This is a genomic window from Thermovenabulum sp. (assembly GCF_049723235.1).
Lineage (GTDB): Bacteria > Bacillota > Thermosediminibacteria > Thermosediminibacterales > Thermosediminibacteraceae > Thermovenabulum.
The window spans coordinates 55898-68882 of record NZ_JBNARB010000005.1 but is presented as its reverse complement, the minus strand read 5'-3'; the positions used below and the strand labels follow the sequence as shown (position 1 = coordinate 68882).

The following is a 12985-nucleotide window of genomic DNA, read 5'->3' as shown; positions in this document are numbered from 1 at the left end:
ATATTCATCTCCCATCTTTTCAAATAAAATTTTTTAAACTAAAATTATATTTCCACATTTTATTTTGTATAATTCCTACTATTTTAGTAGGATTTTAATTATAATATATATTTTTATCTGCAAGATGTCAAGAAATAATTCTATTTTATAATATAAAAAATATTTATACTCGTATATCTATATGAGACGTCTTTTTATTACTCATATTTACTTTTTTGTCATCATTGCTTTCATAGATTTCTTGATTTTTTTTATCCTTTTTCCTCTCATCCTTAGCACGATTATTTTTTTCTTTTTCAATTTTAACTCCACCGGCATTTTCAGATATATTAACTTTTCTCTTTGAGATTTCTACCTCATTTTTAAAATTACTTGCTATGATCATCATCTTATTGTCGTTTGCTGCTTTTATATTATGCTCTACCCTTGAAGTTTCGTAAGTACGGGGAATAGTAATTTGAAAGTCTATGGGTTTTGTTGACATACCCTTTCACCCCGGATTTCTATTATCTATAAATACTTCTTTTTTCTGCTCAAATATCCTCTCAATCTGCGAATAGCCTTTGAATGAAGCTGCGATATTCTGGCAGGGGTTAAGTCCAATACTCGAGATATTTCTTTTAAAGTTAGACCCTCATAATAGTACAGAGATACCACAATCTTTTCCTTCTCCGGGAGTCTGTCAATAGCTTCAGCTAAAACCTTTTTTGTTTCTGAAAGTTCCAGTTCATACTGGGGATCATTTATTAGATCTTTGTTGATATTAATTAAATCCCACAGCATAACCCCGTAATGTTCTTCACCCTCGCTAATGTCCTCATCGGGTGAAATTTCTTCGAAATTTGAAAAAAGGGCAGTGTTTTTATTTTTTATCGGATTCATTTTCCTTAATCCATCGGTAATTGCTCCCTTGATTCTGTAAAAAGCAAAGGTCTCAAATTTTACCCCCTTTGCCGGGTCAAATCTTTCTAAAGCCTGTAATAAACCGTACATACCCAGGCTGACCAGATCATCATAATCGATAAAGGAAGGCAGACCGATTGCCAACCTACCTGCAATATATTTTACCAGCGGGATATATAATTCTATCAGCTTTTCCAGAGAATCTTTGCTTTTTTGTGCTTTGTATTCATTAATTAATTTTTCCGTTAGCTCCTCTTCCCGCACTTTACCACCTCAAGCATTAAATTTTAAATTATTTTAATACCTCGTCCCACGGATTTGACTGTCAATAAACCCGTGTCACAGTTAAATTCTATCGACCTGCCGAAATTTCCCTCCACATCCTCCGCCACTATTTTTATATTAAATTGAGAAAGCGCTTTTCTTACAGCTTCCACGTTTCTTCTGCCAATTTTCATCATTTCCATCTGGGATTTTATCTCAAACATTTGAGCACCACCGGCAATTTTAGCAATCATTCTTTTTCTATTTGCCCCCAATTCTTCCATATCGTAGATTAATAAAGGTATGGCAGTGTCCGCAAATTTACCGGGATTAAAATTTTTAGTCGTGCTTAAATTACTATCCGGAAGCATAATGTGAGCAAGCCCTCCCACCTTTGTAAATTCGTCCCAAAGACATATCCCCACACAGGAGCCAAGACCAAGGGTTGAAATAACGGCAGGAGCTTTTGCAGATTTAAATTCACCTATTCCCACTCGTATCATCGTCAAAAATATCCACTCCAATTGCTTTCAAAAGTTTTTTAAAAGATTTATCATCATCCGGAATTAAATAAAAATCTATTAAGACTCCATCGGAATCCCCGTAAAATTCTGTTGAGAGCAATAAAGCGGTGTCCCCCATTATACCGTATATAGTCAGAGGAAAACTTAGAATAGCCGCTGCCATATCCAATGCTAAACTGGGAACGGAAATTTTTAGATTTAGCTTTGTAAAATCTGAAAGTGCGGAAACAAAGGAACTCACCAGTATGTTTCCTACTTCCTTTAAAGCAGATTGTTCCATATCATTCAATGTAAATAAATCTTTTATATCTTTTTTTAAAAGAAGTTTTAGAAGGTTTTTTGTCTCTTTTTCAGGAATAATTAAAACACAGTTACTCTCAAGTTCTCCTTCAATCCGGAAAAAAATCCCGGTTACAAAACTTTCGGGATCCTTCATGACATCGATAACTTCATTGAAAGGTAAAATCATAACCTCGGGTATTTTAATCAATACTTTTTTTGAAATAATTATTGAAAGCGCAGTTGCAGCATTTCCAGCGCCAATATTACCAATTTCTTTTAAAACATCCAGTTCAAAGTTTGAATACATTGTTAATTTACCCTCACATCCCCAATTAATTTTTCTAAATTTAAGATAATCAGTAATCTATCATCTTCCAATTTACCCACGCCTTCAATAAAATCAGAATTTATTCCTACTTTAATTGAATTGGCAGGCTCTATGGAATCTTGAGGAAGTTGAATAACTTCTGTAGCAGAATCTACAATCATTCCTATTGTAACATCAGCGACACTAACTATTATTATTCTTGCTTCGGGAGTCAATTCTTCTTCCTTTAAATCGAATTTCTTTTTTAAATCTATTACCGGTATTATTTCACCCCTTAAATTTATTACACCTTTAACATAATGGGGTGCTCTTGGTATACGAGTAATGGGTAAAACTTTCTCAATCGTTTTTACCTGTAATATATCAATCCCATATTCCTCGTCTCCCAATTTAAATACCACATACTGCTTTACTAAATCCATTATTATTCCTCCTCAAATAATGAATTAATGTCGAGAATTAAAGCCACCTGACCATCACCTAAAATAGTTGCACCCGCAATAAATTTGAGATTTTTTAAGTAATTCCCCAAGCTTTTAATAACTATCTCCTGTTCACCTATTAAATCATCCACTATCAGGCCAATGTCTTTTTCTCCTTTTTTAACAACTACCACAATTATCTTTTCGTTAATATATCCTTTCTTGCTTGTTTCAAGGAGTTCATGAAGGCTAATCAACGGAATCACTTTTCCTCTTAAAACAATAACATCCTTTTTGTAAACCTTTTTTATCTCATTTGTAGAAACGATAACGGTTTCTCTTATTGTGTTTAAAGGTATCGCATATTTTTCCTCATCCACCTTAATCATTAGTGCTTGAATAATAGCAAGGGTAAGGGGTAATCTTATTAAAAATTTTGTACCTTCTCCCTTTTTGGTATAGACTTCTACGTTACCTCCCAGGGACTCTATCTTTGATTTAACCACATCAAGACCTACTCCCCGGCCGGAGATATCTGTTATTTTTTCGCTTGTACTAAACCCGGGCTCAAAAATTAAAGATAAAAGTTCCGTTTCTTTCATTCTCAAGGCTTTTGCTTCATCTACAATACCTTTTTCAACAGCTTTTCTTGCAATACGTTCACAGTCTATTCCGGCACCATCATCGTTTATTTCAATTACTACATTATTACCATCATGATATGCCTTCATTATAAGATTGCCTTCTTCAGGTTTTCCTATTTTGACTCTTTCTTCCGGCTTTTCAATTCCATGATCAATGGCATTTCTAACAATATGAAGTAAAGGATCTCCTATCTCATCAATTACAGTCCTGTCAAGCTCGGTTTCAGCCCCCTCAATGATTAAATTTACTTTTTTATTGAGTTCTTTTGATAAATCATATACTATTCTCGGAAATCTGTTGAAAACATTTTCAATTGGTACCATCCGTACTTTCATAACCGCATCGTGCAGGTTTGAAGTAATCCTTGAAAGGTATTCTATCGCTTCCCTTTTATCTTGATCTTTATCTAAATCTCCCTCTATCTCTTCCAGCCTTGTTTTAATAATTATTAATTCGCTTACAAGGTTCATTAAATTATCAAGGCGCTCAATATCTACTCTTAAAGTCTTGCCCGATTTCTTTTTTATGTCCTTTGTATCTTTTTCTTCACCTATTTTATTAATATCTTTTGAACTATTTTCTGTGGTTGCACTAACTTTTTCATCTTTATTACTGGATTTTTGAGAGTTGAAAAATAACCCATATTTTTGAGCGATATTTTCAAAATTAATTTCCGTTATAATTACTTCACTTATTTCAGAAATAGATTCAACGGATTTTTGAATAATGTCCTTATTCGTATTTGTAATCAAATAAATATAAAATTCTCTATCAAATTTTTCATCTTCAATGTCCTTGACTTCAGGTATTGTTTTTATCACTTCTCCAAAATTTTCTATGGCTTTAAATACAAGAAAAGCCCTGGCAGATTTTAGTAGGCAATCTCGTTGCAAAACAACTTTTATCTGAAAAATATTCATGTTTTTTCTAGAAGCTTCTTCAAAAATTTTTAATTCATATTCATTGAAGGAATGCTCAATTTTATTTTCCTTTTCTTCAATCAAATATTTATTATTTTTCGCTTCATTCTCATTATTATTCTTTATCAGTATTTTTGCTTTTTCTATAATTTTTGAAATATCCTTATTTCCTTCCTGTCCGTTTTCCGCAATCTCCTCTACGAATTCCTGTAGAATGTCCACCCCTTCTAATAATACATCTACTACTTCTGGACTTATACTAATGCTCCCGGACCTTATTGCATCCAGTAAGTCCTCCAATTGATGGGATAGTTCTGTGAATTTTTCAAATCCCATAGTCCCTGCCATACCCTTAAGTGTATGCATATAACGAAATATTTCATCTACGTTTCTATCTCTGTTTTTTCCCAATTCCAGTAGTTCAATGTTCAGTTTTTGAATATATTCATTTGATTCTTCAATAAATACATTTAAATATTTATTATCCATAATAACACCCCTGCCTTAAAATTTAAAAATAACCCTTTTTTCTTAATTTTCTTTGCTCTTGTAAAATAAATCTTATTATTTTATCTCTATCTTTCTCGGAAATATCATAATATTCCACCGCAATTTCAAAGGGATTAATATATCGCATTATATCCTTTTCCACTCTGACAACCCGGGCTTTAACCTCAAGGGTTTCTTTATCTAACGGAATACGCAATTCCAATATATCATTTTTATTGCATTCCATATAGGTATGTAATAACGCTCCACCGCCGCTAATATTTTTTATATAAGCAACACACCAATTTATTGAATTAATATTTTTTACCTTTATTTTTAATGTAACTGGAATCCTGAAGAAACTTCTTCTTTGTATCCTCTTAGGTCCTTCTAAAATTTCTACTTCTATCACAGGAATAGGTATATAACTTTTGTCTATTACTTTTCCCCTAAAAAAATAAAATAAATCGTTGACCGAATAGTATATGGTAATTTCTTCTAAAAGATTAATAAAAAAATAATTCCCCTTATATATTGGCATACCGAGTATTAATGAATTTTCTTTTATTTCTTCAATTTTGGTCAAAAAATTTATTTTTTCTTCCGCTCGTTGTATTTCTATTTCTACTTTCATTCCTACCATTAATTTCTCTTTCATCTATTTTCCCCCTGAAGGTATAAAATTGGAAATTAATTTTTCAAACCACGTAGCAAAAGAAGGTTCGATTTTAGGAAGATCTATTTCTTCATATATAAGTTTTTTACCAATATTTAATACACACTTGGATGAAAGGCTATCTTTGTATTTTATATAAAAAGGAACCTGTTCTTTATTTGCTTTAGATACAACTTTGTCTTCCAGGATATATCCCAAGTATTCCAAATCCACATTCAAAAACTTTTTTGCCGCATTGGCAATTTTTCCAGCAGTTAAATCCGCTTCTTTATAATTATCAACCCTATTTACTACCAAATATATCTTTTTTACATCCTTAAATACCAATTTTATAACAGCATAGGCGTCGGTAATAGCAGAAGGTTCAGGGGTTGTTATTACAATTACTTCATTGGAAGACCGAAGGAGAATAACCACATTTTTATGAATACCCGCACCGGTATCAATGATTACAAAATCAAAATCATATTTAATTGCTTCAAAGGCATTCATCAAGTTTGCTAATTCTTCTTCCGATAAATTTGCCATCTCGTAAAGTCCCGTAGCTCCAGGGATTATTTTAATTCCTGAAGGTCCATTAAAAATTATTTCATCTATTTTTTTCTCTTTATTTATTACATGGGATAAGTTGTATTTAGGGAAAATACCTGAAATCACATCTACATTTGCAAGGCCAAAATCAGCATCAATCAATAAAACCTTTTTCCCCAGCTCTTTTAAAATAATTGCCAGGTTAACAGAAAAATTTGTTTTTCCAACTCCTCCTTTACCGCTGGATACCGCTATTATTCTCAGCTGCTTTGAGGCTTTTTCTTTACTTTTTATTAATTCTCTCAATCTATGGGCCTGATCAAGCATTATCACTCTCTCCCAGTAAAAGGTTTGCTATTTTTACAGGGGATGCTACTTCGATATCATCCGGAACATTTTGTCCCGTAGTGATATATGAAAGACAGCATTTAGAATAATAAACAGCATTTAATATTAGTCCATAAATGTTGGTTTCATCAATTTTTGTAAACAGAAGCTTGTTATAATTTAAATCCTTATAATTTTCTAAAATATTCTCGACTTCCCTTGTTTTTGTCGTAGCGCTAATCACCATATGGAGCTCCGTCGGCTCTATTGCTTCTATGATATTCTTTATCTTCTTCAAAAAGATTTTATTTTTAGGGCTGGTACCAAGGGTATCGTAAAAAATAATTTCGTAACCGTTCAGCTTTTTTAGTATATTCGATGCTTCTTTGGGCTCATAAAGTATTTCCACAGGAATTTCCAAAAGTTCTCCATATGTTTTTAACTGGCTTACTGCCCCTACTCTATATGTATCCGAAGTAATTAATGCTACTTTTTTCCCTTCATTAAGAGAATAATGTGCAGCTAATTTTGCAATAGTTGTAGTTTTACCTACCCCGGTGGGGCCAATTAAAGCTATTTTAGCAGGAATCTCTTTAATCTTTATTGGTTCAGGCTGATTTATCATTTTAATTATCTCATTCTTAGCATTTTCCAAAAGAGTTTTGGAATTATTGCCATTTGAGTCCTTTTTTAAATTATTTACAATTACTTTTATTACTTCATCTTTTACCTCCATGGAAGTTAACCTTTCAATTACCCCTTGAAAGCTTTTTGCCTTTTTGAATCCATTTTTGCCCAAAGAATCTTTATTATCATAAATTTCTTTTATTAGTCGCTTTACTTCCTGTAACTCATTTTTGATGTCTTCAATTTGATTCTCTTCAATAGAAGATTTTAAAGCATTAATATTTTCCGTGTAATTAAACATATTTTCGGAGGCCTTCATATTGATTCTTGGTAGGGTTAAATTTATTGAAGATTCAATGGATTTTTTAGGTTCTAATTCACAGGCCGCTATGACTTCTACCCTTGTTTTACCAAATAAACCAAAGATGCCTCCGGTTTTAATTTTTCTTGTTTGCAAAATTATTGCATCTCTCCCCATCTCACTTTTTACCTTATACAACGCTTCCTGAACATTATCTGCAATATAAGTTTTTATTTTCACTGTAATTTCACCATCCCAATGGCCTTAATTTCCACATTTGGATCCAATTCGGCGTAGGATAAGACCGGAATATTTTTTATATTATTTTCGATAATGTTTTTAAAATACCTTCTCACCAGGGGACTCGTTAGAATTAATGGCTGAATACCCAGCTTATAAGCCTTTTTTACGTTTTCAGCAGTCGAATTCAATATTTTTTGCAATATTTGAGGTTCCAAAGATAAATATACTCCGCTTTCTGTTTTAGAAAGAGCATCTAAAATCAAATCTTCCACCTGTTTGTCCAGGGTGATCACGCTTCCTCTTTTTTCGGGAAAAAATTTATTGGTAATTACTCTTTTCAGCCTTTGCCTTACATATTCGGTAAGGGTATCCGGATCTTTTGTTAGAACCGCATAATCACCTAAGGTTTCTAATATCGTCACCATATCTCTAATAGGAATATTTTCTTTTAAAAGATTTGATAGGACCTTTTGGATTTCACCCAAACTCAAAATTTTTGGAGTCAATTCTTCAATAATAGAGGGTGAATGTTCTTTTACTGCATCCAGAAGGTTTTTTACTTCCTGCCTACCGATAAGTTCATGGGCATAGTCCTTGATAACCTCCGTTAAATGGGTAGTAATTACCGAAGAGGCATCAACTACCGTATAGCCCAAGAGTTCTGCTCTTTCACGTTTTTCCTGAGGTATCCATTTTGCCGGTAATCCAAAAGCAGGCTCTCTAGTATCAATCCCATCCACTTCAATAGGACCACCGGTCGGATTCATAACAAGATAGTGGTCGATTTTAATTTCTCCTCTTGCAGCTTCAACCCCTTTAATTTTTATTACATACTCTCCCGGATTCAATTGTATATTATCCCTTAATCTGATCATCGGTACTACGAAGCCCAGCTCTAAAGCACATTGCCTTCTTAACATTACAATTCTATCCATTAAATCTCCGCCCTGATTCTTATCAGCAAGAGGAATTAAACTATATCCAAACTCTACTTCAATGGGATCTACCTGCAGCAAAGAGTAAATGTTTTCCGGTTTTCGCATCTCTTCAAATTCCTTTACTTTCTCAACTTCCTTTTCTTTTAAAGATTCTCTTTTATAAGCATTCTGGAGAGAAAAGCCCAAATAGCCGAATATACCCGCTAAAATTATGAAAGGTATATGGGGAAGACCGGGTATTATAGCGAAAAAAGCTAAGAGCCCTGATGCGATTAAAAGTATTTTGGGATAAGCTGTAAGCTGATTTACTAAATCGTTCCCCAAATTACCTTCTCCCGCAGCTTTGGTTACTATGATACCGGTAGCGGTAGAAATAAGTAATGCAGGAATCTGACTTACAAGGCCATCTCCAACAGTCAATAAAGCGTATCTTTTAATTGCATCGGAAAAATTCATTTGTTGAAATACCATACCGGTTATAAGGCCGCCGACAATATTGATTGCCGTTATGATTATTCCTGCTATTGCATCCCCTTTTACAAATTTGCTGGCACCATCCATTGCTCCGTAAAAATCTGCTTCTCTTTGAATTTCCTGACGTCTTCTTCGAGCCTCTGATTCATTGATTAATCCCGCGTTTAAATCCGCATCTATGCTCATTTGTTTTCCAGGCATTGCATCCAAAGTAAATCTGGCTGCCACTTCCGCTACCCGCTCCGCTCCACGGGTAATAACAATAAATTGAATAATAACAATAATTAAAAATATTATAAGTCCTACAAGAACATTCCCTTTAATAACAAAATTACCAAAAGCTTCTATTACCCTACCGGCATAACCATAAAGCAATATAAGTCTTGTAGAAGAAATATTCAAAGAAAGTCTGAATAATGTGGCTAACAACAAAAGTGTGGGGAAAACGGAAAAATTTAATGGTTTTTCTGTATTCATTGATACCAGTAATATCACCAGTGAAAGAGTTATATTCAGCGAAAGTAAAATATCCAGTAAAGCAGAAGGAAGGGGAATCACCATCATTACTACTACGAGGACGGATATCAAAGCTACCGCAATATCTCCGATTTTCATCTTTTAAATTCTCCTTCCCTTCAGACTATAAATGTATGCTAATATTTCTGCAACTGCTTGATAAAGCTCCTCGGGAATAGTTTCACCTATTTCTACTGATTTGTATAAAGTACGGGCAAGTGAAGGATTTTCCACAATAGGTATATCTTCCTCTACTGCTACTTGCTTTATTTTTAATGCAATTTCCCCCATTCCTTTAGCAATTACTACAGGTGCATCGTGTTTGTCCGAATCATAGGAAAGAGCCACAGCTAAGTGAGTGGGGTTTGTAATAACCACGTCAGCTTTCTTTAAATCCTGCATCATTCGCCTTCTTGCTAATTGCCTTTGTATCTGCCTTATTCTCGCTTTAATTTGAGGATTACCCTCGATTTCTTTTAATTCTTCTTTTATATCCTCTTTTGACATCCTGAGACTTTTTTCATATTCATACCACTGGTAAAGATAATCCAAAACGGCCAGTATAAGTAAAGCTAAGGAAATTTTTAAAACCACTTTAAATAAAACATCTGAAAAAAAACTTAGAATTTGTTCTATGTTCATATCCATCATTTCATCAATTCCGTCTTTAACAGTTATTACGCCGTTATAGGAAAATATAGATATAACGGTGACTTTAATAATTACTTTCAAAAGCTCTATCAAACTTTTTGTAGAAAATACTCTTTTTAATCCTTCAATCGGATTTATTCTTTCAAATTTTGGAATTATGAGTTCCAAATTAAATATTAAGCCTGTTTGTAAAACATTGACAATAATTCCGGTGAGAAAAGTTCCAAAAGCCAAAGGAACTATTACATATAAAAACAAAACCAAGGATTGATTAAATATTTGAGAAAGATTTTGCATTGTTAATTCTTGATTGAAAAAATTGCTATAGCTTTCTATTATAAACTTCATCACGCCATTGATAACGCTTTTTAAATAATATTTGAAAATAAAGATAGAAGCAATTAACATAAGGGCTGTAGTCAAGTCCCTGCTTGAAAAAACTTGCCCTTTTTGCCGAGCCTTTTGTCGCTTTCTGGGAGTTGCCTTTTCAGTTTTTTCCTGGGCAAAAAGTTGTAAATTCATTCTAAGGTCATCATTCCCCTCAATACGCTATATAAACCATCGTAAATACCATTGAAAATCCCATCAAGAGCGATTATAAAAGAGGGGATAACTATAATTATGGCAAACACTCCAATCAAAATTTTAAGCGGAAGACCTACTATGAAAACATTTATTTGAGGGGCTATTTTTGCTATTATTGCAAGAATAAAATCCACTATTAATATCATAGTAATTACCGGCAAACTCATCTTAATGCCAGTAATGACCATGTATTTAAAACTATTTAAAATTACATTTAATAAATTATAGGAAGCAAAACTTCCCCTCCCCATGGGGACAAAATCGTAACTTTTTATCAAAGCCGCAATCAAAACATGATGCCCGTTAACTGTCAAAAAAATTAATGTAGCCAAGATATAATAAAAATTTCCCATTAACGGAATTTGGGTATTACTTTGTGGATCAATAACATTTACTATCCCAAATCCCATTTGTAAATCTATCATTTGTCCGGTAATATAAAATAGTGAAAAAATGGTAAATACACAAAAGCCCATAATTAAGCCGGTAAAAATCTCCTTCAAAGTATAATAAATAAACTCAATTATATCGTAATTAAAACCCTGATTTTCGATAAAAGGAAAAATAATTATTGCCAATAGCATCGAAAAACCGATTTTTATTTGAAGAGGCGTTTCCCTTCTTCCAAACACAGGAGCAACGGTCATAAAACTGATAATCCTCATTAGTATGTATAAAAATTTTAGGAAGTCCTGTAAAGCAATCGAAAAATTATTCATTTTGTTTCCCTATCTTCCTATTCAATTGATAAAATTTGGAAGTTGTAAAAACATAGTTTCAGTAAAATGCAACAAAGTGCTTAACATCCATGGCCCAAAAATCAAAAGAGCTATAACTGCGGCAATAATCTTTGGTAAAAAGGTTAATGTTTGTTCATGAATTTGGGTGGTTGCCTGTAATATACTAACGATCAACCCGATTATCATTGAAAATCCTAATATTGGAGCAGAAACAAGAATAGCAATACCCAGGGCTTCTTTGGCTAAGTAAATAACTGTTTCCTGACTCATTTATATCCCGTCCTTAATGAAATCCTGCTATTAAAGATTTTATCACTAAATCCCATCCATCCACCATAACAAACAGTAATATTTTAAAAGGTAAGGAAATCATAATAGGTGGCAGCATTAGCATTCCCATTGACATTAATGTGCTCGCAACAATCATATCGATAACAAGAAAGGGAAGAAAAATTATAAAACCCATTTGAAAGGCTGTCTTCAGTTCACTTATTATAAAGGATGGTATTAAAACATATGTAGGAACGTCATCAAGGGAATTTACCTGTTTTTGCAATTTTGCATAATGAAGAAACAATGCTAAGTCTTTTTCCCTTGTCTGTTTAAACATAAAATCCCGTAAAGGTTTTTCTGCCCTCTTAATAGCTTCTCCCGTGGAAATTTGTTGATTTAAATAAGGCACTACCGCATTTTTATTTATGTCACTAAAAACAGGAGCCATTATAAAAAAGGTGATGAAAAGAGCAAGGCCTATTAACACCTGATTGGGTGGAACCTGCTGCATACCGAGGCCGTTTCTCACAAAGGAAAGTACTATAATAATTCTTATAAAGGAAGTCATCATTATTAAAATTGAAGGAGCAAGCGAAAGAATTGTTAAGCCAATTAATATTTGAAGGGTAGTGGCGGTTTCAGCAGGAGTCCCCGATGGCTTTATAAAATTCAATACGGGTAAATTATTTTCCGGTGCTGCGAGGAGTAAGGTGCAATCGATAGTAAATTTTCCTGCCAGGAATATGAAAATTACAGCAATTTTAAAAATGAATCTTTTCATTTTTTGTCATCTCCATTTTTTGCTCCAAAAGATTTTATTGCTCTTTTGATAAATAATTCCAGCTGGGAGGCAAATTTTTTCCCCATTTCCCCGCTTAAATTTTCGGCTTCTTTTATCAATTCAATTTCCCTTTCACCTAATTGACTTATTACAGAAATTCCTTTTTCATTATTTCCAAGAATATAATAGCCGGAGGGAAGTTTAACTATATATAAATTGGTCTTATTGCCCAATGATAATACATCAATAATTTCCATATATTTACTTTTTTGAAAAAAGGATTTATTAAGAGATAAAAATCGCGTAAAGTAAAAGGCCAAAATACATACAATCGAAAAAAGAATAATAAAAGCCAAAAGATTTATAGCAGAGTAAAATGAAGAATAGGAAGTTTTTTGAGAATCCGGATTATCAAAATTATACTTTTCTAAATTTTTTATGTCATAATTTTGACCGCTATTTGGTAAAGCGATTATTTGGAAGTTATAAGAAAGTACGGTTAGCATTAAAAATAGAACAATTATAAACCTACTTTTCATTTTTTA

General features: G+C 33.0%; 15 protein-coding genes. All 15 read right to left on the bottom strand.

Going from position 1 to position 12985, the window contains the following annotated elements:
* Nucleotides 1-163: 163 nt before the first annotated feature.
* Genes ACPLOV_RS04165 through ACPLOV_RS04095 form a run of 15 tightly spaced genes read right to left on the bottom strand, consistent with a single transcriptional unit; the run spans nucleotide 164 to nucleotide 12979 of the window.
* Nucleotides 164-484: a hypothetical protein gene (locus ACPLOV_RS04165; RefSeq protein ID WP_424909718.1), complete on the bottom strand. Its 321-nt coding sequence runs from the start codon at nucleotides 482-484 to the stop codon at nucleotides 164-166.
* Between the two features lie 26 nt (nucleotides 485-510).
* On the bottom strand, nucleotides 511-1137 hold the full coding sequence (locus tag ACPLOV_RS04160) for a sigma-70 family RNA polymerase sigma factor (protein WP_424909726.1): 627 nt from the start codon (nucleotides 1135-1137) through the stop codon (nucleotides 511-513).
* A gap of 53 nt (nucleotides 1138-1190) precedes the next feature.
* Entirely contained in the window at nucleotides 1191-1670 is a 480-nt protein-coding gene (locus tag ACPLOV_RS04155) for a chemotaxis protein CheD (RefSeq protein ID WP_424909725.1), read from the bottom strand.
* Nucleotides 1648-2280: a chemotaxis protein CheC gene (locus ACPLOV_RS04150; protein WP_424909717.1), complete on the bottom strand. Its 633-nt coding sequence runs from the start codon at nucleotides 2278-2280 to the stop codon at nucleotides 1648-1650. The genes ACPLOV_RS04155 and ACPLOV_RS04150 overlap by 23 nt, the downstream gene beginning before the upstream one ends.
* Before the next feature lie 2 nt (nucleotides 2281-2282).
* A complete protein-coding gene (locus ACPLOV_RS04145; protein WP_424909716.1) occupies nucleotides 2283-2723 on the bottom strand; it encodes a chemotaxis protein CheW in 441 nt (146 codons plus the stop codon).
* A gap of 2 nt (nucleotides 2724-2725) precedes the next feature.
* Nucleotides 2726-4777 carry a chemotaxis protein CheW gene (locus ACPLOV_RS04140; RefSeq protein WP_424910693.1) on the bottom strand — a complete coding sequence of 684 codons (2052 nt, stop codon included), beginning with the start codon at nucleotides 4775-4777 and terminating at the stop codon, nucleotides 2726-2728.
* A gap of 22 nt (nucleotides 4778-4799) precedes the next feature.
* Nucleotides 4800-5435 (bottom strand): flagellar brake protein, encoded by a 636-nt coding sequence (locus ACPLOV_RS04135; protein WP_424910692.1) that lies wholly within the window; start codon nucleotides 5433-5435, stop codon nucleotides 4800-4802.
* On the bottom strand, nucleotides 5436-6311 hold the full coding sequence (locus ACPLOV_RS04130; RefSeq protein ID WP_424910691.1) for a MinD/ParA family protein: 876 nt from the start codon (nucleotides 6309-6311) through the stop codon (nucleotides 5436-5438).
* Nucleotides 6304-7479 (bottom strand): flagellar biosynthesis protein FlhF, encoded by a 1176-nt coding sequence (flhF, locus tag ACPLOV_RS04125; RefSeq protein WP_424909385.1) that lies wholly within the window; start codon nucleotides 7477-7479, stop codon nucleotides 6304-6306. The genes ACPLOV_RS04130 and flhF overlap by 8 nt, the downstream gene beginning before the upstream one ends.
* A complete protein-coding gene (gene flhA / locus ACPLOV_RS04120; RefSeq protein ID WP_424909384.1) occupies nucleotides 7476-9509 on the bottom strand; it encodes a flagellar biosynthesis protein FlhA in 2034 nt (677 codons plus the stop codon). The genes flhF and flhA overlap by 4 nt, the downstream gene beginning before the upstream one ends.
* A 3-nt stretch (nucleotides 9510-9512) precedes the next feature.
* Nucleotides 9513-10583: a flagellar biosynthesis protein FlhB gene (flhB, locus tag ACPLOV_RS04115; RefSeq protein ID WP_424909383.1), complete on the bottom strand. Its 1071-nt coding sequence runs from the start codon at nucleotides 10581-10583 to the stop codon at nucleotides 9513-9515.
* Nucleotides 10580-11365 carry a flagellar biosynthetic protein FliR gene (gene fliR, locus ACPLOV_RS04110; protein ID WP_424910690.1) on the bottom strand — a complete coding sequence of 262 codons (786 nt, stop codon included), beginning with the start codon at nucleotides 11363-11365 and terminating at the stop codon, nucleotides 10580-10582. The genes flhB and fliR overlap by 4 nt, the downstream gene beginning before the upstream one ends.
* Before the next feature lie 21 nt (nucleotides 11366-11386).
* The gene (gene fliQ, locus ACPLOV_RS04105; protein WP_424909381.1) at nucleotides 11387-11656 is read right to left on the bottom strand and encodes a flagellar biosynthesis protein FliQ; all 270 of its coding nucleotides are present in this window, start codon (nucleotides 11654-11656) and stop codon (nucleotides 11387-11389) included.
* Nucleotides 11657-11669: 13 nt separating this feature from the next.
* Nucleotides 11670-12440 (bottom strand): flagellar type III secretion system pore protein FliP, encoded by a 771-nt coding sequence (gene fliP / locus ACPLOV_RS04100; RefSeq protein ID WP_424909380.1) that lies wholly within the window; start codon nucleotides 12438-12440, stop codon nucleotides 11670-11672.
* Nucleotides 12437-12979: a flagellar biosynthetic protein FliO gene (locus ACPLOV_RS04095; RefSeq protein WP_424910689.1), complete on the bottom strand. Its 543-nt coding sequence runs from the start codon at nucleotides 12977-12979 to the stop codon at nucleotides 12437-12439. Before ACPLOV_RS04095 ends, fliP begins: the two co-directional genes overlap by 4 nt.
* Nucleotides 12980-12985: the final 6 nt, after the last annotated feature.